This is a genomic window from Pseudoalteromonas sp. H71, from assembly GCF_001468485.1.
Classification (GTDB): domain Bacteria; phylum Pseudomonadota; class Gammaproteobacteria; order Enterobacterales; family Alteromonadaceae; genus Pseudoalteromonas.
In genome coordinates this window covers 107,678-133,262 of the sequence record NZ_LODI01000046.1, presented here as the reverse complement: position 1 = coordinate 133,262, position 25,585 = coordinate 107,678, and the positions used below count along the sequence as shown (strand labels likewise).

The window sequence follows — 25,585 nt, the reverse complement described above, 5'->3', positions numbered from 1 at the left end:
AGTAAAAAAGAGGTTTATACGCTATAGAAATAAAAAGACCAACAAAATAAATTTATCTTACCGATGAATCGATTTGATTGATCTTTCATGCCTATTAGTCTCACAATGCACGTCTTGCTGCAATATAATTAAGCCAGCATTTAGTCTAGACCAATAATTTAAAAAGTATCTTAACTTATTAAAAGTAAATATGTTTTGGTCAGTTAGATACACTATAGTTTATAGTATTAAAATTACACTATTATGAGACATTATTATGATTAACGGTTTGCTTCACGCCCTAGTGCTTGATGAAAAAGGCGGTGCTCGCGCTATACAAAGCAGCGAAGATCTTCACAACTGGCAACCTGAGCAAGGTAAGTTATGGGTCCATATGGATTATAGCCAAACCGATGTTGTGAACTGGCTCAAACACTGTGAGCTTTTAACCGATTACGAATTAGAATCGTTTATAGCAGATGAAACACGCCCACGTATTACTCAGTCTACAAATGGGCACTTGCTGTTTTTGCGCGGTGTAAACTTAAATCCGGCGCAAAGCCCAGAAGACATGGTGTCGGTACGTTTATTTATTAACGAAAATATAGTTATTACTTCTCGTAAGCGTCGCCTTTTATCTATTGACGATGTACTCACTTCATTAAAGGATAATAAAGGCCCGTGCTCTATATCTGAGCTTGTGTGCGCTATTACACAAAAACTGACTTCACGCATGCAAAGTGTTATTGATTCTTTAGATGAAACACTTGATGACTTTGAAGAAGAAATTGACGAGCCAAGTAAGCGCTTTGACAACCAAGCGCTATCGCAGTTACGCCGCCAAACTATTGCGCTAAAACGTTATTTAAAACCTCAAAAAGAGGCGCTCACTACAATGGTAAACGGTAATTATGAGTGGCTTTTGGATGACGATAAAGCAAAACTAAACGAAACCACTAACCTACTAATTCGCTACCTTGAAGAGCTAGACAGCTCAATAGAGCGCGCACAAATTATTCAACAAACAGTCACTAACCATGTCTCTGAGCAGTTAAACCAACGTATGTATGTGATGTCAGTAGTGGCAGCCTTGTTTTTACCTTTAGGCTTTTTAACTGGTTTGCTTGGGGTTAACGTAGGCGGTATACCTGGAACAGACAACCCTTACGCATTTACGCTATTTATTGTGTTTTTAGTGATACTTACCGGTGGTATTGGCGTGTATTTTAAAAATAAAAAATGGCTCTAATAGTATTAAGTAATCTATCTTGAGGCTGAAAAATCATGTCGATGACAAGGCAAATGTTTAGTTATTCTAAATACCTAAGTTTAAACCATGGCCTCCAAGGTTTAGCCCTTCAAGTTTATTAAGTATTGATATGAACCTGATATAGCAATCAATTAAAAACTAAAAAGGCGAGCATTGTTAAATACTCGCCTTTTTTGATATTTGTATAGAGCTATTAATTACTCTTGAAAGTAAGTGCCCCAACCGTCGTATTCAACGTCGCATTCAACAGCAAGCGCCGCTAGTTTATCAACGTCTTCCATAATGACGTCTACGTCTAGCTCAGCTTCTACTACTATGTCGAAGCTCCAAATTTTGCTGCCATCTTCAAGCTCAAGCTCTGCTGGCTCTTCAACATCGTAGCCTAGTTTAAATGCAGCCAATGCAGCTTGCTCTAGCTTAGGGAAGTCTTCACACACAAAGTGGTGTTCTACTTCATAAAGTATTTCAGGATCTGATCCATCTTCAAGTAATGAACTTACGATGTCTTCACTTATTTCGCGCCAGTTTTCCATTATTTCTCTCTCACTTGAGCATCTAATTCGTTTATTTTAGCAGCCATAACAGTATGTACGTTTTGAGCGTGCTCTCGCGCACTTATACTTTTATCAAGTGATATAGGCGCTAACATTTCTATATAAATTGTACCATTATCCCAGCGATTTAGCTTAATGCTTTTATGCGTTGTATTCATACATACGGGAACCACTGGCACATCGGCGCTCATAGCGGTATGAAAAGCACCTGTTTTAAAAGGCAATAAACCGCGTCCATAGCTGCGAGTACCTTCAGCAAAAACCCAAACCGATAAACCATTTTTCTTTATTTTTTCAGCTGCTTTTGAAATAGTACCAGCCGCTTTTGAACGATTTGCTCTATCTATTAAAATATTACCTGACAGCCAATAAAGCAGGCCAAAAAATGGGATCCACTTTAAGCTCTTTTTACCAAGGCTTACACAGTTTTTTGGTACCATTGCTGGTACTGTAAATAAATCATAGCTATTTTGATGATTAGCAACGTACACTGCAGGGCCAATATTTTCAGCATCTTTATGGCGTGTAAGCACTAATTTAACACCGATCATTTTGGCCATAGAACCAAACCAACCTGCAATTATATGAACATTATTTGGGTGAAAGGGCCTAACTAATGAAAGCAATAAACCAAAAATACAACTCAATAATATAAACATAAACATAATAAAAACACGTATTACAGCTAACAAACTCGTTCTCCAAATCAATTGTGTGCGGTGCGCGTGTCATTACGCACTATGACACTATTATAGCGTTATTTTGTGACACAGACGAGACAATAGCGAACAACTGTACGCTGAAATAGAGTCGATACTAAAATTAATTGCCTAACACAAAACAATAAGATGATAAAAATAGAGTTCTATAAACAAAAACGGCCTGCAATTGCAGGCCGTAATACTTTAACTCAACGTTTATGATTCATCTGTTGCACTTTCAACAGGCTCTTCATCTTGAGGTGTTAACTCAACAACGGCTTCATCAACACGTTGCAAGCCTCGCGGTAATTTATTACCTCGACGACCTCGTTCTCCATGGTAATGCTCTAAATCTGTTGGTTTAAGGGTTAGCTTGCGTTTGCCGGCATGTAATGTAACGCTACTTCCAAGCGGAACAACAGCCAGTACCTTCACAAATTCTTCACGAGCCTGTACCTTTGCACCAGGAATAGAAATAATTTTATTACCCTTACCCTTACCTAGTTTAGGTAAATCGCGCAGTGGAAATAAAAGCATCCGCCCTTCATTAGAAATAGCCATACAGTAATCGCTAGCTACATCGCTCACCCTTATTGGCTGTAATAAAATACCGCCTTTAGGTACACTCACTAACGCTTTACCGTTTTTATTTTTACTCACAAGATCTTTAAAATCAGTGATAAAACCATAACCGGCATCTGACGCCATAAGTAACACTTGGTTATCTTCAGCCATAACAACATGCTCAAAGTTAGCACCTGATGTTAAGTTAAAGCGCCCCGTCATAGGCTCGCCTTGGCTACGTGCCGACGGTAAACTATGTGCGTCAGTAGCAAACGCGCGCCCAGCGGAGTCTAAAAACACAGCAGGCTGGTTACTCTTGCCACGAGCAGAAGCCCTATAGGCATCACCCGAACGATAACTTAAGCCTTCTGCATCCAAGTCATGGCCTTTACCGACACGTGCCCACCCTTTGTCTGAAAGAACAACAGTCACTGATTCCGATGGAATTAAATCTTTTTCGTTAAGGGCTTTAGCTTCGCTACGTTCAATAACTGGTGAACGGCGATCGTCGCCATACATTTCTGCAGCTTCTTGAATTTCTTTTTTAAGCAGCGTTGACATACGACGATCTGAACCAAGTGTTAGTTCTAACTTATCACGCTCTTTGGCAAGCTCATCTTGCTCGCCACGAATTTTAAACTCTTCTAGTTTAGCTAAATGGCGAAGTTTTAACTCTAAAATAGCTTCTGCTTGTATATCGGTTAAATCAAAGCGCTGCATTAAAATAGGCTTTGGCTTATCTTCACTACGGATAATCTCAATCACTTCATCAATATTTAAGAACGCTGCTAATAAGCCTTCTAAAATATGTAAGCGTGCGAGTACTTTATCTAAACGATACTGCAAACGACGACGAACAGTTTCGCGCCTAAACATGAGCCATTCACTTAAAATACTACGCAGGTCTTTGACTTGCGGGCGGCCATCTAGCCCGAGCATGTTTAAGTTAACACGGTAGTTTTTCTCTAAATCGGTGGTCGCAAACAGGTGAGCCATTAATGGCTCAGCTTTAATACGATTAGAGCGCGGTATAATCACTATACGTGTTGGATTTTCGTGATCTGACTCGTCACGTAAATCAGCAATCATAGGCAGTTTTTTCGCGTTCATTTGCGCTGCTATTTGCTCAAGTACTTTACCGCCTGAACACTGATGCGGAAGCGCGGTGATCACTATATCGCCTTGCTCTTCGGTATACACCGCACGCATTTTAATCGAGCCTCGACCGGTTTTATATATTTTATGAATGTCGGCTTTTGGGGTAATTATTTCTGCATCGGTTGGGTAGTCAGGTGCGTGTACTAGCTCTAATAATTCATCAAGTTCTGTTTTTGGTTTATCGAGTAATAAACAACATGCACTGGCAACTTCTCGCACGTTATGCGGCGGAATATCAGTCGCCATACCAACAGCAATACCGGTAATGCCGTTAAGTAAAATATGCGGTAAGCGCGAAGGTAATACTAAGGGTTCATCCATTGTGCCATCAAAATTTGGCGTCCAATCAACAGTGCCTTGGCCAAGCTCTTTTAGTAGTACTTCTGAAAATTTAGATAAACGCGCTTCTGTATAACGCATTGCAGCAAATGATTTAGGATCATCAGCAGCGCCCCAGTTTCCTTGGCCGTCAACAAGTGGATACCGATACGAAAACGGTTGCGCCATAAGTACCATCGCTTCGTAACAGGCACTATCTCCATGCGGGTGATATTTACCGAGTACGTCACCCACGGTACGGGCTGACTTTTTATATTTAGCAGCGGCCGATAAACCTAATTCGCTCATCGCGTAAATAATACGACGCTGCACGGGTTTTAAGCCATCACCCACATGGGGTAAAGCACGATCCATGATCACGTACATGGAATAGTTTAAATAGGCGTCTTCAGTAAAGCGCCCCATTGTTTGTTGCTCTATTCCTTGCATCAGCAAGGTATCTGTATCACTCATTAAAGCTTACCTAGTTTTTCTTATAGCTTACGCGGTAGATTACATTGGCGTAATCGTCACTTACTAACAGACTGCCGTCACCTAACTCTGCAAATGCAACTGGGCGTCCAAATGTTGTTTCGTCTTTCATAAAGCCGGTAATAAACGGTGTGTATTTAGTCACACGGCCTTGCTCTATGTTTGCTACAGCGACTTTGTAGCCTGCTTTTTTACTACGATTCCACGACCCGTGCTCGGCAACAAACAATTGCTCTTTATAGCTTGCTGGAAATTGTTTTGCATTGTAAAAATGAATACCTAATGGGGCAACATGGGCAGGGAGTGACAGCGCAGGAGAAGTGTAATCAGCAATATTTTTACCTTCACCAAATTCAGGATCAACAATTGCACCGGCGTGAATATAAGGAAAACCAAAATGCTCACCTTCAGTGCTAACGCGGTTTATTTCATCTGGTGGAATATCATCGCCCATCATGTCGCGGCCATTATCACTAAACCACAAAGCCTGAGTACTTGGATGAAAATCAAACCCAACCGAATTGCGAACACCTTGCGCTACAGTTTTAATTTGTTTGGTTTCTACATTAAGTGAGAAAATACGACCGAAGCGCTCATCTTCAGCACAAATGTTACAGGGCACACCAACCGGAATGAGTAATTCCCCTGTGGGTGTAAAGCGTAAAAACTTCCAGCCATGGTGGCGCTCTGATGGAAGTGCACTGTAAATCACATCAAATTTTGGATCTTTTAATTGGGTATCAATATTTTTAAATCGAATTATACGGTGCACCTCAGCAACGTATAAATCCCCCTCTTTAATTGCGAGCCCTGATGGCATGTTTAAGCCACTCGCTACCACAATTTTTTTGTCTGCTACACCATCACTATTATGATCTATTAATGCATACACATTGCCCGCTTTACGAGAGCCCGCATAAACAAGACCTTTTTTAGATACCGCAATTTGACGCGCATTTTCAACGTCATCTGCAAATAAGCTAAGTTCAAAACCAGGTGCTACAGTGAGCTTATCGAGTATATTTTTAGCCATAACAGGGGCACTTGTTATAAACAGCAACAATACACTTGCTAGTAATTTATTCATTTATATCTCCTAATGACAAACACCAGTAATTATACTTGCGCCTTATTACCATGATCTTCGAGCCATTGGCGTCTGTCTGGTGAACGTTTTTTAGCAAGCAACATATCCATCATTTCCATAGTTTGTGCTTCTTCATCCAGTGTTAATTGAACTAAGCGTCGGGTATTTGGATCCATGGTGGTTTCGCGAAGCTGCAGTGGGTTCATTTCACCCAATCCTTTAAATCGCTGTACGTTAACTTTACCGCGTTTTTTCTCTGCCTCAATGCGCGCTAAGATGCTTGTTTTTTCCTCTTCATCAAGAGCGTAATATACCTCTTTACCAATATCGATTCTAAATAATGGCGGCATTGCTACGTATACATGACCCGTTTTTACTAACTGCGGAAAGTGACGAACAAACAAGGCGCACAGCAAAGTGGCAATATGAAGACCATCAGAGTCTGCATCAGCCAAAATACAAATTTTATTATAGCGTAGCCCACTCATGTCGGCTGAGTCGGGGTCGATACCTAAAGCAACCGAAATATCATGCACCTCTTGTGATGCTAGTATTTGCCCAGACTCTACCTCCCACGTATTTAAAATTTTACCACGCAAAGGCATAATTGCCTGAAATTCACGGTCACGGGCTTGTTTTGCCGAGCCACCAGCAGAGTCACCCTCTACTAAAAATAGTTCGGTGCGGTCGTTATCGGCTGCACTACAGTCGGTAAGTTTACCCGGTAATGCAGGGCCTGCTGTAACGCGTTTACGCACTACTTTTTTAGCGGCTTTTAAACGACTTTGTGCATTAGATATACACAGTTCAGCTAACAACTCTGCTGTATCTGTGTGTTCATTTAACCAAAGGCTAAATGCATCTTTTACAACGCCCGAAACAAGCGCCGCACAGGTGCGTGAAGATAGTTTTTCTTTTGTTTGGCCTGCAAACTGAGGGTCTTGCATTTTAACCGAAAGCACATAACTACAGCGCTCCCATATATCGTCTGGGGTAAGCTTTACACCACGAGGTAATAAGTTTCTAAATTCGCAAAACTCTCGCATGGCTTCAAGTAAGCCTTGGCGTAAACCATTAACATGCGTGCCGCCTTGCGCAGTGGGGATTAAGTTTACGTAGCTTTCAGCGATAGATTCACCGCCCTCTGGCAGCCATACTACGGCCCAATCTACGCCTTCAATAGCGCTTTTAAACTCACCAACAAATGGGTCTTGTGGCAGCGTTTCAAAACCTTTAACCGCTTCAATTAAATAATCTTTTAAGCCGGTTTCGTAAAACCACTCTTGGGTTTCTTTTGTTTGTTTATTAACAAATTTGATACGCAAACCTGGGCAAAGTACCGCTTTGGCTTTCAATAAATGATTAAGCTTGGCTATGGAGTAATTAGCAGAGTCAAAATAGCTGGCATCGGCCCAAAAGCGCACGGTAGTCCCGGTGTTGCGTTTACCGACAGTGCCTATAACGTTTAGATCCTCAACTTTATCGCCGTTTTCAAACGCCATTCTATATTGCTGTGCATCGCGGCGAACGGTTACTTCTACACGTGTAGATAATGCATTTACAACCGAAATACCTACCCCGTGTAAACCACCTGAAAACTGGTAGTTTTTGTTTGAGAATTTACCACCGGCATGCAGCTTAGTAAAAATAAGCTCTATCCCAGGAATACCTTCTTCTGGGTGAATATCGATTGGCATACCACGGCCGTCATCACTGACTTCAAGCGAATTGTCTTCGTGTAGAATTACGTCAATTTTAGTTGCATGACCCGCCATAGCTTCATCGACACTGTTATCGATAACCTCTTGGCCTAAATGGTTTGGACGTACAGTATCAGTGTACATCCCTGGGCGTCTTTTTACCGGATCTAATCCATTGAGTACCTCAATGGCTTCGGCGTTATAATTTTGATCACTCATAGTTTTTATCTTTATATGCGCTAAGGCTATGCTTAACTAGTTTTACGTGATTTTAAGAAAATCTACAATACTTGCAAAGGTTTGTTCAAAACCAAGGTAGCTATGATCGCCACCAAACTCGACCCTTTGTTTACATTGCGAATAATAATTTACTGCGTGCTGAAAATTTAATACTTCATCGCCTGTTTGCTGTAATAAATACAGCAATTCAGGGTGTTTTAAGTCATCTACAGCCAATGCTTTTAAAGCCGCTATGTGGCTGTTATTCAATTCATAATGATAATCTTGATACGGATTATAATTTAAACCAAGCAACGGCTTTAATAAACTATATGGCGCAACCGCGGGATTTATAACCACTGCAGGAATTTGATAACGCTGCGATAAATACGTGGCAAAAAATCCACCTAATGAGCTTCCTAATAAAACAGTATTAGGTGTAAGTAATTGCTCAAGCGCTATGATGGCTTGTATGGGCTCATGGTTTAGGCACGGTACAAAATAGTCAACGTCATAGTGTGCCATAAGCTCGCCAAAGCGCACAGCTTTATATGATTTATCTGAGCTATTAAAACCATGAATATAGATTACCCGTTTAGCCATACTACTTCCATATCTGTGCTTATATTATCTTTTTTCGTGCTTATACATATCAGCCTGTATGCTGGCCCTATGTCTTGTTGTATCCAATCAGGACTGTGTTTTTTAAACTGTACCGAGCTGGCAGGAGTCGCGTAGATGGGGAGCGTTCTAAATGTTTGCATGTATTCATTGTGAACATGGCCGTGAAACAAACCAAAAACGTTTTCGCTATTAACTAATATATTAAGTAATTGTGGTCCGTTTTCCAGCATGTGTTTGTCTAAGTAGCCATTAATGGGGAGTGGATTATGGTGGCAAAATATTATTTTGGGGCTAGAAGATGCGATAAGGCGCTCAGTCATTTCGTCCAAATGTGCCCCACTCACCCACCCTGCAGGGGTTGGCCCTTTTGAATTAATAAGTAATAACTCAACGCCATTTGCGACTATATGTTTAGCGCGATTTATTTGCCCACCACTCATTCTGTTGAGTAACATGATGTCATCGTGATTACCCGGCACCCAAAAAACAGGGCACGTTAAATCGCTTTGCTCAATAAGCTCACTAAACAAAAAATAGGACTCTGCACTGTGATCTTGCGTGAGGTCGCCGCCAAATATTACAAAATCAAGGGATTGCTTAACCATATGAGCCAGCGCATGTGCAAAATAATGTGCGGTATTTACGCCAAAGTACTCACCCGTTTTATCAGAGAATAAATGGCAATCGGTAATGTGTGCTATGCGTAGCGACGATTTATCAATGCGATAAGGGTCATCAAACCAAGCCATTGTTTACATCCCAATTTAATGTTGCTTGTCCATGCTCTACACAGGCGACAAGCCAGTCGTATAAAAATGCATTAAGTTGGTACTTTTCATCTTTTTGATGCATTTTGGGATTAGGATAACCATAAGAAGGCTTAATGCGCTGATGATAATCGTGATGAATAATTTCAGCCACTTTAGCATCGTGATACAACCTAACCGTTAAATAAAGCGGTGCAATCCCTTTTAGCATGCCGCTTAGCTGCTTAATCGAAATATCCATGGTGTATTTTGCACTACCATCAACTTTAGTCGCAAACTCACTGCTGCCCAGCTTTACTTCTCGGCTGTTGCCAACCGTTCGCTCAGGCGGTAATAATTTTAAAAGTCGTAAGTAATTGTGCTCACAAAGCGTTAAATACTTTGGGAGGCTTTGGATATATCGATTTGTTGCTAATTGTACTGTCAAAATACCACCATTATACTGTTAGCCCATTTGCGGCTATGAAGAAGAGTCTGTCCACTTGTGTTTCATTTTTTCGTGGTTAAGCGCAAGCCACTGCATACAAATAACCGTTGCGGCATTATCCATTTCACCGTTATTGAGGCGAGCGAGTGCATCATCAACGCTAAGTACGTGAGTTTTTATATCTTCACCCTCGGTTTCAAGGCCATACACACCAGATTCAACCTCACTTAAATCGGCTCGAGCAAGATACAAATGTAGTCGCTCTGTTGTACCACCGGGGCTTGAAAGATACGAAAGCATAAATTCAAGTTCTGTTAAATTAAGCCCAGCCTCTTCATACGCCTCTTTTTTTACTACCGATTCGTAATCGTCACTGCCATCAGTCATGCCAGCAATACATTCTAGTAGCCAGGGAGAATGCTTGCTTTTAATAGCCCCTATACGTATTTGTTCTATTAAAAGCACAGTATCTGACACCGGATCGTAAGGCAGCACGGCAATGGCGTCTCCACGCTCTAAAATCTCGCGACTAATAAGTTTTGATTTACCACCCGCAAACAAGGCGTGTTCAAACTGATACAAATCAACCTGAAAAAAGCCTTTATACAAATTTTTAACCGGCTTTACACTGACATCTTTATGCGTAAACTGAACAAGTTTTTTATCTGGCACGTAAGCATCCTCTACTTATTAAAAACTTTGAAGTACGTTAATATATTCTGTTACATTTCGACGCACTGTTTTACTCTTTTTATTTTTAGTTATTACGTAAAACAGGTTACCATGGTTTTAGTATAAAAATTGTCTAAGGACCGAACAACACATGAAAAAGAACATTCTTGCGGCGCTAGTTAGTTTATCATGCGCATTAGGCACAACAGCAGCAAACGCTGAAGATTTACTACAAGTTTTTGAAATTGCAACGGCCAACGATCCTACCGTTTTAAAAGCAAAAGCCCAAGCAGACGCACAATCTTACCAAGCAGACACTGCAATGGCTGCATTATTGCCGCAAATTGGTTTAACAATGGGTTACACAAAAAGTGACTCAACCTCTTTTCAAAGTGTGACGGATTTATCAAACCAAGTTAAAGTCGAAAGCGACTCCGATCAGTTCACACGTGGCCTTAGCTTAAGCCAAACTTTGTTTGATTTAGGCGCATGGAACTCATTAGACATTGCAGACAAACAAGCCTTGCAAGCAAATGCTCAATACGATTCAGCTAAGCAAAATTTAATTGTTCGTGTTGCTGAAGGCTACTTTAATGTTTTAAGTGCGATTGATAACCTTGAATTTATTAAAACGGAAAAACGCGCCATCGAGCGCCAGCTTGAACAAACTAAACAACGCTATGCTGTTGGTTTAACGGCTATTACCGATGTACACGAAGCACAGGCACAGTTCGATAATTCAGTTGCACAAGAAATTATTGCTAATAACTCAGTGGAAACAGCACGTGAGCAACTGCGTGAAATTACGGGTAAATACCACGCAAAGTTAGACTTTTTAAACACAGAGACATTTTCTACAACTAAGCCAGCTCGAGACTCTAGCGATTTTTTAAATATGGCTAAAGATAAAAATATTAGCTTGCAAGTTGCTAAAGTAACCGTAGATATAGCGCAAGATCAAATTAAACTGGCAAGAGCGGGTCACTATCCAAAGCTAACCCTAAGCGCAAGTTATGGCGACTCTTTAACAGATACAGATATAGACGGTACAAGCCTAACTAGAACACCTCGTGCAGATTCTGCCTCAGTAGGGCTTAACTTTAGTCTCCCTCTATACTCTGGGGGTGCAACAGTTGCAGCTACCGATCAAGCACGTGCATTTTACGTTGCTGCTAGCCAAGATTACGAAGCCAATTACCGCGCAATTACCCGCACGGTTATTACGTCTTACAATCAAGTAGTGTCTGACATAGCAACCTATAAAGCGCTAGAGCAAGCTGTTGTATCTGCCCAAAGTGCTTTAAAAGCAACAGAGGCAGGCTTTGAAGTAGGCACACGTACAATTGTTGATGTACTTGTAAGCACACGAAATCTATACAATGCTAAGCGTAACCTTGCTGATGTACGTTATCGTTATGTGCTGTCTACTCTGCGTTTAAAGCAAGCGGCGGGTACACTAACAAGCAAAGACCTAGCAGCTATAAATCAGGGTTTAAAAGCAGCCTAAACAGTCACAAAACACATACAAAGCCAGCTACATGCTGGCTTTTTGTATTTTGCAGCGCTTAGCGTTAAACTAGCGTTTTTAATTTTAGAGCAATTTTTGTGGTCACCTCATCTCCTTTTAAAGCATCTTTTTTAGGCCCTCGATACTGGCTGACGTGGATTGGCGTTTTTTTCTTATACCTAATTTCTTGGCTTCCGCAAAAACTTCAATTAGCCTTGGGCAAACTACTTGGCCGTTTAGTTCATAAATACATGAAACGCCGCCGACACATCGCCGAAGTAAATATTAAACGTTGCTTTCCTGAAATGAGTGACGAAGATCAAAAAGCATTAGTGCTAAAAAATATGGAAAACACCGGCATTGCGATGGTTGAAACCGGAATGGCATGGTGGTGGCCAAAGTGGCGTGCACAAAAAGCGTTAGGGTCTTTAAAAGGGCTTGAACACTTTGAGCGAGTGCAGCGCTCTGGCAAAGGGGTTTTATTATTAGTACCCCATGTTTTACACCTTGAAATGGCAGGCCGATTAATGGGATTAGGCTGTATGGGTATTGGTTTTTATCGGCCGCACAATAACCCGTTAATGGAATACTTTACGACTAATGGTCGCCTTCGCTCCAATGAATATTTGGTCGGTAAAAAAGACGTAAAAGGCTTACTAAAAGCATTAAAAAATAAAAAGGTGTGTTACTACTTACCCGATCAAGACTACGGCCGTAACCGCTGCGAATTTGTGCCTTTTTATGCTGTACAAGATACCGCCACCACGACCGGTACGCTGATGTTTGCTGGCAGTAAAAATTGCGAAACAATGAGCTTAATTACCCGCCGAGACGAAAATGGAAAGTACCATTTAGAAATTATCCCAGAGCTTGAAAACTTCCCAAGCGGTGATGACAAAGCCGATGTTACACGCGTAAACCAACGCATGGAGCTCTCAATTAATGCAGCGCCAGAGCAATATATGTGGCTTCACCGCCGCTTTAAAACACGACCTGATAAAAATACTCCTTCATTTTACAAGTAGTAATGGTATAACAATAATAAGAATAAATAAGGGTGGTCGTTGTAATGTGGTTTTGGATTAGATATTTGTCATTTGCGGTAATATTAATAGCGCTTGCGGCCTATTTTTTAATGGGAAATGTGCCTACATTAGATTTAAAAGAATCTAAAAATGCTGCTGCCGAAGGATTATCCCGTTTTTACGCCTCTATTCGAAATCAAGTTAAAAGCAACAAAGAGCGCGATCAATACGTATTGAGTTTAAAGAAGCCAGATCAAACTGTCGATAGAGTTTTAGCTGAACGCACCCGCACTGTTACCCCCATGCCTGCAAGTTGGACAGGGAGTGTGGAGCCTAGACGCTTCGAAAACGGTTCAACATTAAAAGATGTTTTAATTGAGTACGCTAAAAGTGAAGGTATTGAGCTTTATTGGTACTTAAGTAAAGACTATGTCGTTAAAGATCATTTTAGGGTCGACAGTAATTTCACCTCAGCCCTATACCAAGTGGGCAGAGCTATAAATGATGACTTTGAACACGAGGTCTATACCTACTTTTGTAATAAGCAAAGAGCGGCTGTTATTACTGAATTACCCTCTGAATATGTGCGCGCTAATTGTTTAAAACTCAATATTTGAGTTGTATAAAAAATCACGCTTTTGCGTGATTTTTTATATCAGCACATCACTAAATCTTATTTGCTTACAAAGCGAATGAATATGATTAAAAAATCCATATCACTACAGTTCAAAAACTGCTTTCCAAATTGCAGTTACATTCGTTATATCTTGTAAAAACTGTTCGCGTTCAACTAGCTTTCCTTGCTGATTTAAGCTTAATACGTGGTAGCACGAACGGTAGTCAATATACGCTTTAATTAACTGCTGCTTTTGCTCTTTTGTAATACTCCCTATTTTAGCAGCATCAGTCAGTATTCTTACATTGTCAGAAAATACACTTAGCTGCTCGTTATCATGTGCATTTTTAAGAACAAGGTATTGCGTAATAAATTCAATGTCGGCCATGCCACCCGCATCTTGCTTTAAATCAAATTGCTGGCTGTTGCCTTTAGCAAGGTGACCGCGCATTTTTTCTCGCATTTTAATGACATCATCTTTTAACATAGCCGTTTCACGCGACTGACAAAGTATATTTTTACGAATTAGTGAAAAGCGCTCTGCTAACTCATCTTGACCTAAAATAATACGTGCACGAACCAGCGCTTGATGCTCCCATGTCCACGCTTGTGTTTGTTGATAGTGATTAAAACTCTCTAAATTAATAGCAAGTAACCCCGAGGCACCTTCAGGGCGAAGACGCGTGTCTAACTCATATAAAATACCCGATGCCGTTCGCGTATTAAATAAGTGCATTAAACGTTGGGCAAGCTTTAAATAAAACTGGCGTGAATCAATTGCTTTATCGCCACTGGTTTGACTCGAACCATCGTGATTATGCACAAACACAAGATCTAAATCTGAATCGTAGCCCACTTCAAAACCACCCGTTTTACCATAGGCAATAACAGCAAACCCTTTATGTTCGTGGTCGGTATTGGGCGGCATACCAAAGCGCTTTACTGTGTTGTGCCATGCAATATTTACCGCCTGCTCAACTATAGCTTCTGCCAATGCAGTTAAGTGATCGCTTACTTTCATTACATCAAGAACACCGGTTGCATCTGCTGCGGCAATACGTAATTGATGAGTTTGCTTAAATTGCCTCAACGACTCCATTTGTAGCTCTAAATCGTCGTGTTCTATTCGTAAAAAATACTGACGAATCTCGTCTTTATAGGCGCTTAATGGTGTTGGCTTATAAAGCACGGCAGGGTCAATTAACTCATCAAGTAAAATAGGATAGCGAGAAATATGTTCGCCAATCCACTTACTGTGGCAGCATAAAGAAACCAACTGCTTTAACGTGCCTGGGTTTTCATAGAGCAACTCTAAGTAAGCCGTGCGGGAAATAATTTTATTAAGAATTTGGCACACAGTACTAAATACGCTTGCACTGGCATTAAAGTCGCTCAGCTGTTTAAGCATGGCAGGCATGAGTTTGTCGAGTATTTCACGCCCTCTATTTCCTACTTTGACTTTAGACAAACGAAGCTTAAAGTCTTGTAAAGGAGCTTGCCATTCGTCTTTAGGCTCATTTAAAAAACTAACATCGCCATGATCCCACGCACTTATAAAGGCGCCTTCATTGGTATCTAGCGGCTCGGTCTCTTCCCCTATTACCTGTATAAACTCATTATGCACCTGCCCCATTACCCGCTCTATGTCGTTTACTAAGGCAGCAAAGTCTGGCTTTGCTAATAAGTAATTTAACCGCTGCTGGTTTATGTCATCATCTGGCAGAGTTTGCGTTTGTTGATCGTCAAATATTTGCAGGTATTGCTCTACTTTTCGTAAATAAAGATAATTACTTTTTAACTCTTTTGCTTCGCTATCATCAATAACTTGGTTTAACGCTAATTGGTTTAACGCATTGAGTAACGATTGCGTTTGTAAATTAGCCTCTCGCCCACCGCGCACCATTTGCAGTGCTTGAACAATAAATTCAACTTCTCGAATCCCGCCAGCCCCCAATTTTATATTATTGGTTAAACGTTTACGGCGGACTTCTTGCGCAATCATAAGTTTCATTTTACGAAGCGATTCAATCACCGAAAAATCAATATAGCGCCGGTATACAAAAGGTTTAAGTAATTGATTAAATTCATCCCAGTAATGATTAGGCGTACCAATTAAACGGCTTTTGAGCATGGCATAACGCTCCCAATCACGCCCTTGCTCTTGGTAATAATCTTCAATGGCGTTAAAGCTCATGACCAGCGGGCCACTTTCACCAAACGGTCTAAGGCGCATATCGACCCTAAATACCTGTCCATCCCCTGTGGTTTGATTAAGTGCAGCTATTAGCTTTTGGGCTACTTTTGTGTAAAACACCTGCGCCTCGATACTTTTTCGGCCGCCTTGAGTTTTAACACTGCGAGGGTATGCAAAAATAAGGTCGATATCGGAAGAATAGTTAAGTTCTTTACCGCCTAACTTGCCCATACCAAGCACCATTAAAGGCAAAGCGTGTCCTTGCTCATCTAAAGGCTCACCATTGAGTGCGGCTACTTGCGCGTGCGCCCATTCGTTAGCGCTTTGGATTAATTTATCTGCAAGTAGGCTAATATATTCAATGCTATCTGCAATCGGGTTGTTACAACATAAATCTAGAAAAGCGACTTTTAGCCAGTATTTTTCACGATATTTACGAAGTATCTGATGACATTGTGCTTCGTTTATATCTGACAATGTTAAGTTTTCAAAGGGAGAAGGTATGTCTCTGCTTTTAATTTCTGCTTCGCATAGTAACCCGCTTTTTAAATCCGGCTGCGACTGAATACAGCGCCAAGCAAAGTCGCTTAACGCTAATAACCTTACAACTTCATTTTCTATCGTGTGCTGCGGGTAAAGCTGTTCATAACGCTGCAGGCCAAGTTTTTGTAATTGAATAGGAAGTTGTATTACGTTACTCATCAATCCTCTCTTTTATATCATCAGTAACCGTACTAGAATGATTAAAACCTTAAAGGTTAACTCTAATTAGGATAACCATGTCATATTTATCTTTATCTAACACTAGTTTTGTTGCGATTACTATTAGTTTTGCTGTTATTTGCTTAACTATTTTTTTATTAAGAATAATAACTCAAATTAAATTAAAACAAGCGCTTAAAGATGAATTAGCCCAGCATGATAACTTTGCTATGGGGATCAACTTTGCATCAGAGATTTCGGTTGTTATTGCAACCATTGCCTTTTTGTTTGATGAAATAAGTGTCAACACCGCACAGTCCAATCCACTTAAAGTGGCTGTATTAATTGTACTGTTATTTTCATTTATAAAAGTGGGACACTTAATTCACCGAAAATGGATATTGCATCGCTTTAATGAAGAAGCCGCTATTTTAAAACAAAATGTATGCGCCGCATTGGTTGATTCAGGCATGTTAATAGCTAACTTTATTATGACACTCGGTATTTATACATGGACCCACACTCAAGGTTTTAGTAACTTATTAATCGCGTTAGTTAGCTTTTTTTTACTGCAAGGAATGTTTGCACTTGATAGTAAAATTCGTGAACATCGCTTTGCAAAAGCCAATCAAGGTGCGTCTTTACAAAGTAATTTTAATTTAGAAAACACCTCAATTGGTATTCGATATGCTGGTAAATCAATTGGTTTAGCACTTGCGTCCTATGCGGGTTTATCAAGTGCAACGTTTCAAAACGGTAAAATGGTTGAAAACCTGTTTACACTGGTAATGCATTGCGGTGTAATGTGGATACTCTTATATGCATTAACATTTGTTGTAAAAAAAATATCGCTACCTAATATTGATGCTGCACTTGAAGTTGATCACCAAGACAACATAGGTATAGCGTGTATTGAATTTGCCGTTTTTTGTGCGATAGGCTATTTACTAATTAGCATGTTTTCTATTTAACATTAAAAATGTTTCGCTTGGGCTTACACTAAACCTGCTTACATAACACTTTGCTTAATTGCACTGGGACATTATGCCATTTGAAGTTACTAACTATCTATTAATTGATATAGATAACGAGTTTAGCAGAGCGTTTGCTGGTCACTATTTTGATAGTGCAAAGCGAGGTGCCCCTAGCACCCTAGTAATTGCAGGGGCCAACACCCGCCAGTTAGTTAAAATGATGTTTGATGAACTCATTAAAGACTACTGCTATTGCGATTTTGAAAACGAAATTAGCGTTTCGGAACTTGCCAGCTACTTGCATGAGCATCACGATATACAGGGCGTATTGTTTAATCAAACAGATTATTTACTGGCTGATGAAAAACAACGATTTATTTATAACTCATTGCATGACAAACGTTTTTTAGTCACTCAAGATGAAAGCGGTTTTGCCTTTAGCCCTGTAACAGACGAAGGTTTTTCAAATCACTTATCTTGTCATACCGACATAGCCGATACCTCTGTTGATATAATTGAGTTAACAGAATTACTTAATAAACAATAAATAATTGCACCTAGCTCGCAGCTTACTTACCATAGCGATATATAACTTTATCGCCAACTTATAAGTGAAAGCACATGCGAGTTCCTCATATTTACCAAGCGTCTTCTATTACACTTAACACTCCCGTGTCACTCGATGACGATGCAGCTGGCCACATAGGCAGAGTACTTCGTATGAAAGTAGGCGAGCATGTGTCTATTTTTAACGGTGAAGGCGGTGAATACCTCAGTGAAATTATTGAAGTAAGTAAAAAAAATGTGGTGGTTATGCCGCAGCAATTTAATCCTCACGATGTTGAATCACCATTAAAAATTCATTTAGGTCAATGTGTATCGCGTGGTGACAAAATGGATTTTACAATTCAAAAGTCAGTTGAGCTAGGTATCACTGAAATCACCCCTATTTTTAGTCAGCGCTGTGGTGTAAAACTCATTGGCGACCGCCTTGATAAAAAGCATCAACAATGGCAAAAAATAGCGATTGCAGCAGCCGAACAATCGGGGCGTAATTATGTGCCGATTGTGCACCCTCCAATAGACATAAAGCAATGGCTTGAGCAATCAACCAACGCAATAAAACTCACGCTTCATCCTCGCGCAGAGCACAGTATTAAAACCATTACGGTACCCAAAGATGGCGTTCGTTTTTTAGTTGGCCCAGAAGGCGGCTTTACTGACGAAGAAATGGCGCAAACCAAACGGCAAGAATTTGTTGATATTCGTTTAGGCCCACGTGTTTTGCGAACTGAAACCGCCGCTTTAACGGTCTTAAGTGCATTACAGCTGCAATTTGGCGATTTAGCTAATTGAAATAGCTAAAAACACCCTCATATCAAAGCTATTAGTAAACTCTAGTAGCAATTACACATAGATTAAGGCACAGCGCATGGCAATTAAATTAGGTATTATTTCAGATCCTATTAGTGGGTTTAACATTAAAAAAGACACCGGCTTTGCAATGATGATGCAGGCGCAAGCGCGTGGCTACGAAATTTACTATATGGAGATGGATGATTTATCACTTCGTAAAGGTAAGTCGTACGCCACCGCAGCAAAAGCGCGTGTATTCAACAACCAAGAAAAATGGTACGAGCTGGAAGAAAAAACCACCATTGCCCTTGCCGATCTTGACGTAATTTTAATGCGTAAAGATCCACCGTTTGACACGGAGTACATTTACGCAACGTACCTTTTAGAACGCGCTGAAGATGAAGGCACGTTAATTATCAATAAACCACAAAGCTTACGTGATGCTAACGAAAAGCTATTTACTGCATGGTTTAGCGAACACACGCCAGATACCTTAGTTACGCGCAGCCAAAAACAAATTCGTGAATTTTTAGCACAGCACAAAGACATTATTTTAAAGCCACTAGATGGTATGGGCGGCGCTTCAATTTTCCGTGTTAAAGATGATGATGCAAACATAGGTGTTATTTGCGAAACCCTAACCGAGCATGGCAGCCGCTTTGCGATGGTGCAAAATTATGTGCCAGAGATCACACAAGGCGATAAACGCGTATTGGTTGTTGATGGCGAGGTAATTCCATACTGTTTAGCGCGTATTCCACAAAATGGTGAAACGCGTGGAAACCTTGCTGCAGGCGGTCGTGGTGAAGCGCGTCCACTTAGCGAATCAGATCTAAAAATTGCACAAGCGGTTGCACCTACACTTAAAGAAAAAGGGTTAGTGTTTGTAGGATTAGATATTATAGGCGACAAGCTCACCGAAATTAACGTAACGGCCCCCACTTGCGTACGTGAAATTGAAGCCGCTTATGATATATCTATTACCGGTATTTTATTTGACGCAATTAAACGCAAGCTCGCTAAATAAACACCACAAGAAAGTCCATTAATATAAGTATTTCATGCCATTAATGGACTTTTTATACGCTATGTATATATCTATGCCATACTCAAAGTTCAAATAGTATTCATAAACTAAAAGGGTGAAATCTATGCAATCATTAGAAAATCATTTTTTAATCGCAATGCCGTCGATGCAAGACCCTTTTTTTAAACGTGCCGTTACCTATATTTGTGAGCACAATGAAGATGGGGCTATGGGGTTGGTAATCAACCAACCTATTGATGTTACCGTTGGTGAGCTTTTAGATAAAATAGAAATAGACAACGACAAAACCCAGCAAGCTGCAAAAGTGGCAGTATTTGCCGGTGGCCCAGTTAAAACTGACAGAGGATTTGTTCTTCACTCCCCAAAACTCGGGTATACCTCAAGTCAAAAACTAAGCAGTGACATTATGATCACAACCTCTAAAGATGTGCTTGCAAGCTTAACGACGTCGCATGCCCCCGAGCAGTTTATTATCACCTTAGGGTATGCAGGTTGGGAACAGGGTCAATTAGAACAAGAACTGCTTGATAACAGTTGGCTTATAATAGAAGCTGACCCGGCTATTATTTTTAACACGCCCGCTGAAAAGCGATGGGAAAAAGCCGTTTCGATGCTTGGCTTTGATATAAGCCAACTCAGCCCTGAAGCAGGGCATGCGTAAATATACCCTCTCTAAATTAAGTTCATAATATAAATTCACTTGAAAATAGATACGCTATTACAAGTGAATTTTTTTATGTAAACCTTTAACATAACGGCTTGAAAATCAGCCTAAGTAAAGCATTATCAATGACAAAAAGAACATTTAAGCCACAAGGCGAACGCACAGTAATGGGGTTTGATTTTGGCACCAAAAGTATCGGTATTGCCGTGGGGCAAGAACTCACTGGCAGCGCATCAAGTCTCAAAGCAGTTAAAGCACAAGACGGTATTCCAAACTGGGATCATATCGCAGTGCAAGTAGACGAATGGCAGCCAGATTTAATGGTGGTCGGCTTACCGCTAAACATGGATGGCACTTCACAAGAGGTGACATTTAAAGCTAAAAAGTTCGCTAATAGATTACATAATCACTATGGCATTCCTGTGCAAACACAAGATGAACGCCTAACAACCGCAGATGCAAAAGCCCGTTTATTTGAGCAAGGTGGTTATAAAAATCTGGGTAAAGGAAATGTAGATAATATGTCTGCGGTAATTATTTTAGAAAGTTTTTTTGAATCATTTTACGGCGAGTAACACTGCAATTAGGGTTGTTAAATACTAAAAACGCGACTTAAAAGTCGCGTTTTTAGTATTTAACAAATTAGTTATCGTCATCTCCCATTCCATCGATGGTAACACCTTGTAAAAACCCTGCACCTTGTTGTTCGTTATTGCGCAGCTTAATCATCAAGCGTAAATCATTTGGTGAGTCAGCATGATGCAATGCGTCTGCATAGTTAATACGTTGCTGCCTGTATAATTCAAAAAGGGCTTGGTCAAAGGTTTGCATGCCCATGTCATTAGATTTAGCCATAGCCTCTTTAATGCCGCCAATATCGCCGTTTTTAATCAGCTCAGCCACCATCGGTGAGTTAAGCAATATTTCTATGGCAGCAACGCGGCCGTCACCATCAGAGGTGGGGATTAATTGTTGCGCTACAATGGCGCGTAAGTTAAGTGCTAAATCGTATTTTAGCTTGTCGTGTTTTTCTTTTGGCACCAAATGCATAATACGGTCGATTGCTTGGTTAGCATTGTTGGCATGCAGTGTAGCCACGCATAAGTGACCCGTTTCAGCAAAACTTAATGCGTATTCCATGGTTTCTTGCGAACGTATTTCACCAATTAAAATAACATCAGGAGCTTGACGTAATGAGCTTTTAAGCGCTGACTCAAAACTATCTGTATCAAGGCCTACTTCACGCTGGGTAATGATACTTTTACGGTGCTCATGAACAAACTCAATAGGATCTTCGATTGTTAAAATATGGCCCCGTTGATTTCGGTTTCTGTATCCAATTAAGGCGGCTAATGAGGTCGACTTACCGGTTCCTGTTCCACCAACAAACAAAACTAACCCACGCTTTGCCATAATGACGTCGGTGAGTGTAGAGGGTAGGCCCAAATCACTGACATCGGGGATCTGTGTCACAATTCGGCGAATAACCATACCCGCTCTATCGCGCTGCCAAAACGCTGAAATACGAAAGCGCCCTTCATCCGTTGCAATAGCAAAGTTACATTCTTTGGTAGCATGAAACTCTGCTTTTTGTTTTTCGCTCATCGCAGACTCAACCAACTGTAGAGACTCTTCGTCAGTGAGTTTGTCGTCGCCTAAAGGAATTAATTCACCGTTTATTTTTGCACTCACAGGTAAACGGCTAGATACAAATAAATCAGAGCCTTTTTTCTCAATCATAGTGATTAAGTAACGGTTTAAAGATAAAGTCATGATAATTCCTTAACCACCAAATTGTGTTTTGTCTTGCGCTTTAGCTTGCGCTGCGGTGTTGGTAACAATGCCTCGGTTAACTAAATTTGTTAAACATTGATCCATTGTTTGCATTCCAATTGAGGCGCCAGTTTGAATAGACGAGTACATTTGTGCAATTTTGTCTTCACGAATTAAGTTACGTATGGCAGGTACACCTATCATAATTTCATGGGCTGCCACTCGCCCGCCACCAATTTTTTTAAGGAGTGTTTGCGAAATAACCGCTCACAATGACTCTGACAACATAGAGCGTACCATTGCCTTTTCTTCACCAGGGAATACATCAATAATACGGTCAATAGTTTTAGGTGCTGAAGTTGTATGCAACGTACCAAACACTAAGTGACCAGTTTCCGCAGCGGTCATTGCTAAACGAATAGTTTCTAAATCACGAAGCTCACCCACTAATATAACATCGGGGTCTTCACGCAGAGCACTGCGTAATGCGTTTGAAAAACTGTGCGTATCGCGATGTACTTCACGTTGGTTGACTAGACTTAACTTGTTATCGTGAACAAATTCAATTGGATCTTCAATCGTTAAAATATGGTGATGTTTATTTTGATTTATGTAATCAACCATAGCCGCAAGTGTTGTTGATTTACCCGAACCCGTTGGCCCAGTAACAAGCACTAATCCGCGTGGGTTGTCAGATATTGTTTTAAAAATATCTGGCGCGCCTAAATCATCAAGTGTTAATACTTCACTGGGTATAGTACGAAATACTGCCGCAGGGCCGCGGTTTGAATTAAAGGCATTAACACGAAAACGCGCAAGATTGGGAACTTCAAACGAAAAATCCACTTCAAGGTTTTGCTCGTAGTCTTTGCGCTGAGTATCGTTCATAATATCGTAAACTAAACTGTTTACGTCTTTATCTGCAAGGGCTGGTATATTAATGCGGCGAACATCACCATCTACGCGTATCATAGGTGAAACACCCGACGATAAATGTAAATCGGATGCATTGTGTTGCACACTAAACGCTAATAATTCGGTAATATCCATTTATGACTCCACAACTGGCTGATAATTATATGGTTACAATAGCAGAACGACTCACTTGCGCCTATGCAAGAATTGCAAACGCAGCAAAAAATACACACAGAAGCAAAGATGAAATAACCTTGCTGGCGGTGTCTAAAACCAAACCTAGCGACGATATTGTTGCTGCCTATAATCATGGCCAACGCCAGTTTGGTGAGTCTTATGTTCAAGAGGCTGTAGATAAAATAGCTCAACTGCACTCATATAGCGATATCATTTGGCATTTCATTGGCCCTATTCAATCAAATAAAAGTGCTTTAGTAGCAGAAAATTTTGATTGGGTGCAAAGCGTTGATCGAATCAAAATAGCCAAGCGGCTTAATGCTCAGCGTCCAACCACTAAACAACCTCTGAATGTACTTATTCAAGTAAATATTAGCGCCGAGGAGGCTAAATCAGGTTGTCATCCCGATGACATAGCCAGTCTTGCTGAATTTATTAGCCAATGTGACCTGCTAATGTTGCGTGGTTTGATGGCTATTCCCGCAAAAAGTGACGACCCAAGTACGCAAATTCAATATTTTGAGCAATTACAAACTTGCTTTGATAAACTAAAGGCCCAATATCCACAGTTAGACACTCTATCTATGGGTATGAGTAATGACGTTGAAACCGCAATTAGTGCAGGCTCAACTATGGTGAGGATTGGAACCGACATTTTTGGAACACGAACTTAAAAGGTAAAAACAGATTTATGTCAGATAAAAAAATCGCATTTATAGGCACAGGTAACATGAGCTACGCTATTATTGGTGGCATGGTAAAAAACGGCTTTGACGCAAATAACATCATTGCGACTAACCGCAACCAAGAAAAGCTTGCAAAGGTAGCAGCCGATTTCAAGGTGCAAACCACCAGTGACAATAACGAAGCCCTACGCGATGCTGATGTAATTGTTTTGTCTGTTAAGCCGCAAATGATGGGCGACTTATGTAAATCGTTTCAAGAATCGGGCATCGACTTCAGTGATAAACTATTTATCTCAGTAGCTGCTGGTTTAACAGTAAGCCGTTTGCGCGAAATGTTAGGGCAAGATGTAAAAATTGTACGTTGCATGCCTAATACACCGTCTTTATTAGGGCGTGGCGTGTCTGGCTTATTTGGTGCTGGCGAAACGCACCAAGAACATGAATTTGTTCAGCAAGTATTCGAGTGCACTGGTATTGTGGTGTGGGTTGACCAAGAAGCAAAGATTAACGACATCATCGCAGTAACAGGTTCATCACCAGCTTACTTTTTCTTATTTATGGAAGCCATTGAAGAAAAAGCTAAAGCGCTGGGCTTTAACGATGAAGATGCCCGTCGCTTAGTACAACAAACAGCACTTGGCGCTGCCGAAATGGCGTTAAGCCAACCAGAAATTAGTATTTCTCAGCTACGCGCAAACGTAACATCTAAAGGCGGTACTACACATGCCGCAGTTGAGCACTTAAAAGACGAAGGCTTAACTAAAACCGTTGGCGATGCCATGGATGCGTGCATTGCTCGAGCGATGCAAATGGAAAAAGAACTTTAAAACTACTTTTTATTGAAGGTTACACTATGAATGCCATGCAATTTTTAATCAGTACCCTGTTTGATTTGTTTTTGATGGTGGTACTGCTGCGTTTTTGGCTACAGTGGGCAAAAGCCGACTTTTACAACCCAATGAGCCAATTTGTGGTTAAAGCAACGTCGTTTGCAGTTAACCCTTTGCGTAAAATTATACCCGGGTTAGGGGGGCTTGATTTAGCCTCACTATTGCTGGCATTTATTGTAGCTATTGCCAAAATTAGTACTTTAATGTTGGTAATTTACGGCGCATGGGCTGCGCAACCGGTGTTTATTCAAGCCCTAATTACCGTATTAAAAGAAGGCTTAAACTTGGTATTTTGGGTATTAATTATCCGCGCAATTTTAAGCTGGGTAAGCCAAGGTTATAACCCTATTGAAGCGGTTTTCCATCAACTTACTGAGCCAATGCTTAAGCCACTTCGTAAAATTATTCCACCAATGGGCGGCTTAGATTTATCAGTACTTGTATTAATTATTGGTATTCAATTTTTACAAATGCTGTTGATGGACTTTTTAGCCTAAGTTTCTGTTTTTAGCAAAAGAGGCCTTAT

General features: G+C 40.6%; 24 protein-coding genes and 1 pseudogene. 13 read left to right on the top strand and 12 right to left on the bottom strand.

The window, feature by feature from the left end:
• The first annotated feature begins 256 nt into the window (after positions 1 to 256).
• On the top strand, positions 257 to 1,228 hold the full coding sequence (locus ATS71_RS16840) for a zinc transporter ZntB (RefSeq protein ID WP_058405846.1): 972 nt from the start codon (positions 257 to 259) through the stop codon (positions 1,226 to 1,228).
• A gap of 218 nt (positions 1,229 to 1,446) precedes the next feature.
• Here ATS71_RS16840 and rraB read toward each other — a convergent pair whose 3' ends face one another.
• From rraB to ATS71_RS16795, 9 genes are all read right to left on the bottom strand, one after another.
• Positions 1,447 to 1,782 carry a ribonuclease E inhibitor RraB gene (gene rraB / locus ATS71_RS16835; protein WP_006793171.1) on the bottom strand — a complete coding sequence of 112 codons (336 nt, stop codon included), beginning with the start codon at positions 1,780 to 1,782 and terminating at the stop codon, positions 1,447 to 1,449.
• On the bottom strand, positions 1,782 to 2,495 hold the full coding sequence (locus ATS71_RS16830; RefSeq protein WP_058405845.1) for a 1-acylglycerol-3-phosphate O-acyltransferase: 714 nt from the start codon (positions 2,493 to 2,495) through the stop codon (positions 1,782 to 1,784). Before ATS71_RS16830 ends, rraB begins: the two co-directional genes overlap by 1 nt.
• A 225-nt stretch (positions 2,496 to 2,720) precedes the next feature.
• Positions 2,721 to 5,018, bottom strand: a complete 2,298-nt coding sequence (parC, locus tag ATS71_RS16825; protein WP_058405844.1) for a DNA topoisomerase IV subunit A — start codon at positions 5,016 to 5,018, stop codon at positions 2,721 to 2,723.
• 10 nt (positions 5,019 to 5,028) lie between these two features.
• Entirely contained in the window at positions 5,029 to 6,123 is a 1,095-nt protein-coding gene (locus ATS71_RS16820) for a PQQ-dependent sugar dehydrogenase (protein WP_058405843.1), read from the bottom strand.
• A gap of 29 nt (positions 6,124 to 6,152) precedes the next feature.
• On the bottom strand, positions 6,153 to 8,042 hold the full coding sequence (gene parE, locus ATS71_RS16815; RefSeq protein ID WP_058405842.1) for a DNA topoisomerase IV subunit B: 1,890 nt from the start codon (positions 8,040 to 8,042) through the stop codon (positions 6,153 to 6,155).
• Between the two features lie 42 nt (positions 8,043 to 8,084).
• Positions 8,085 to 8,645 carry a YqiA/YcfP family alpha/beta fold hydrolase gene (locus ATS71_RS16810; protein ID WP_058405841.1) on the bottom strand — a complete coding sequence of 187 codons (561 nt, stop codon included), beginning with the start codon at positions 8,643 to 8,645 and terminating at the stop codon, positions 8,085 to 8,087.
• On the bottom strand, positions 8,630 to 9,415 hold the full coding sequence (locus ATS71_RS16805) for a metallophosphoesterase (protein ID WP_058405840.1): 786 nt from the start codon (positions 9,413 to 9,415) through the stop codon (positions 8,630 to 8,632). Before ATS71_RS16805 ends, ATS71_RS16810 begins: the two co-directional genes overlap by 16 nt.
• Positions 9,402 to 9,860 carry a DUF1249 domain-containing protein gene (locus ATS71_RS16800; protein ID WP_058405839.1) on the bottom strand — a complete coding sequence of 153 codons (459 nt, stop codon included), beginning with the start codon at positions 9,858 to 9,860 and terminating at the stop codon, positions 9,402 to 9,404. The genes ATS71_RS16805 and ATS71_RS16800 overlap by 14 nt, the downstream gene beginning before the upstream one ends.
• Positions 9,861 to 9,893: 33 nt before the next feature.
• The gene (locus ATS71_RS16795) at positions 9,894 to 10,532 is read right to left on the bottom strand and encodes an NUDIX domain-containing protein (RefSeq protein WP_058405838.1); all 639 of its coding nucleotides are present in this window, start codon (positions 10,530 to 10,532) and stop codon (positions 9,894 to 9,896) included.
• Positions 10,533 to 10,683: 151 nt separating this feature from the next.
• Between ATS71_RS16795 and tolC the strand changes: the two genes are divergently transcribed.
• From tolC to ATS71_RS16780, 3 genes are all read left to right on the top strand, one after another.
• Positions 10,684 to 12,039 carry an outer membrane channel protein TolC gene (gene tolC / locus ATS71_RS16790; RefSeq protein WP_058405837.1) on the top strand — a complete coding sequence of 452 codons (1,356 nt, stop codon included), beginning with the start codon at positions 10,684 to 10,686 and terminating at the stop codon, positions 12,037 to 12,039.
• Positions 12,040 to 12,137: 98 nt separating this feature from the next.
• Positions 12,138 to 13,064, top strand: coding sequence for an LpxL/LpxP family Kdo(2)-lipid IV(A) lauroyl/palmitoleoyl acyltransferase (lpxL, locus tag ATS71_RS16785; protein WP_058405836.1), 927 nt, complete (start codon positions 12,138 to 12,140; stop codon positions 13,062 to 13,064).
• A 44-nt stretch (positions 13,065 to 13,108) separates the two neighbouring features.
• Positions 13,109 to 13,681 carry a toxin co-regulated pilus biosynthesis Q family protein gene (locus ATS71_RS16780; RefSeq protein ID WP_058405835.1) on the top strand — a complete coding sequence of 191 codons (573 nt, stop codon included), beginning with the start codon at positions 13,109 to 13,111 and terminating at the stop codon, positions 13,679 to 13,681.
• A gap of 102 nt (positions 13,682 to 13,783) precedes the next feature.
• Here the strand turns inward: ATS71_RS16780 and glnE are convergent, their stop codons facing one another.
• Complete coding sequence (gene glnE / locus ATS71_RS16775; RefSeq protein ID WP_058405834.1) at positions 13,784 to 16,576, bottom strand: bifunctional [glutamate--ammonia ligase]-adenylyl-L-tyrosine phosphorylase/[glutamate--ammonia-ligase] adenylyltransferase; 2,793 nt, start codon at positions 16,574 to 16,576, stop codon at positions 13,784 to 13,786.
• A gap of 77 nt (positions 16,577 to 16,653) precedes the next feature.
• On the opposite strand from glnE, the gene ATS71_RS16770 reads away from it, so the two are divergent.
• From ATS71_RS16770 to ruvX, 6 genes are all read left to right on the top strand, one after another.
• Positions 16,654 to 17,547: a DUF350 domain-containing protein gene (locus ATS71_RS16770; protein WP_058405833.1), complete on the top strand. Its 894-nt coding sequence runs from the start codon at positions 16,654 to 16,656 to the stop codon at positions 17,545 to 17,547.
• Between the two features lie 73 nt (positions 17,548 to 17,620).
• Positions 17,621 to 18,097, top strand: a complete 477-nt coding sequence (locus tag ATS71_RS16765) for a hypothetical protein (protein ID WP_058405832.1) — start codon at positions 17,621 to 17,623, stop codon at positions 18,095 to 18,097.
• A 74-nt stretch (positions 18,098 to 18,171) separates the two neighbouring features.
• Positions 18,172 to 18,906 (top strand): 16S rRNA (uracil(1498)-N(3))-methyltransferase, encoded by a 735-nt coding sequence (gene rsmE, locus ATS71_RS16760; RefSeq protein WP_058405831.1) that lies wholly within the window; start codon positions 18,172 to 18,174, stop codon positions 18,904 to 18,906.
• A 76-nt stretch (positions 18,907 to 18,982) separates the two neighbouring features.
• On the top strand, positions 18,983 to 19,933 hold the full coding sequence (gshB, locus tag ATS71_RS16755; RefSeq protein WP_058405830.1) for a glutathione synthase: 951 nt from the start codon (positions 18,983 to 18,985) through the stop codon (positions 19,931 to 19,933).
• A gap of 124 nt (positions 19,934 to 20,057) precedes the next feature.
• Positions 20,058 to 20,615 (top strand): YqgE/AlgH family protein, encoded by a 558-nt coding sequence (locus ATS71_RS16750; protein WP_058405829.1) that lies wholly within the window; start codon positions 20,058 to 20,060, stop codon positions 20,613 to 20,615.
• A gap of 128 nt (positions 20,616 to 20,743) precedes the next feature.
• On the top strand, positions 20,744 to 21,193 hold the full coding sequence (ruvX, locus tag ATS71_RS16745) for a Holliday junction resolvase RuvX (RefSeq protein WP_058405828.1): 450 nt from the start codon (positions 20,744 to 20,746) through the stop codon (positions 21,191 to 21,193).
• Between the two features lie 67 nt (positions 21,194 to 21,260).
• Here the strand turns inward: ruvX and ATS71_RS16740 are convergent, their stop codons facing one another.
• Positions 21,261 to 22,391: a PilT/PilU family type 4a pilus ATPase gene (locus ATS71_RS16740; protein WP_010556578.1), complete on the bottom strand. Its 1,131-nt coding sequence runs from the start codon at positions 22,389 to 22,391 to the stop codon at positions 21,261 to 21,263.
• Positions 22,392 to 22,400: 9 nt separating this feature from the next.
• Positions 22,401 to 23,441, bottom strand: a pseudogene (locus tag ATS71_RS16735) (type IV pilus twitching motility protein PilT).
• 2 nt (positions 23,442 to 23,443) lie between these two features.
• On the opposite strand from ATS71_RS16735, the gene ATS71_RS16730 reads away from it, so the two are divergent.
• The 3 genes from ATS71_RS16730 to ATS71_RS16720 are packed head-to-tail and all read left to right on the top strand — an operon-like array spanning position 23,444 to position 25,556.
• The gene (locus ATS71_RS16730; RefSeq protein ID WP_058405827.1) at positions 23,444 to 24,157 is read left to right on the top strand and encodes a YggS family pyridoxal phosphate-dependent enzyme; all 714 of its coding nucleotides are present in this window, start codon (positions 23,444 to 23,446) and stop codon (positions 24,155 to 24,157) included.
• 17 nt (positions 24,158 to 24,174) lie between these two features.
• Positions 24,175 to 24,996 (top strand): pyrroline-5-carboxylate reductase, encoded by an 822-nt coding sequence (gene proC, locus ATS71_RS16725; RefSeq protein ID WP_058405826.1) that lies wholly within the window; start codon positions 24,175 to 24,177, stop codon positions 24,994 to 24,996.
• A 26-nt stretch (positions 24,997 to 25,022) separates the two neighbouring features.
• On the top strand, positions 25,023 to 25,556 hold the full coding sequence (locus tag ATS71_RS16720; protein ID WP_058405825.1) for a YggT family protein: 534 nt from the start codon (positions 25,023 to 25,025) through the stop codon (positions 25,554 to 25,556).
• Positions 25,557 to 25,585 lie beyond the last annotated feature (29 nt).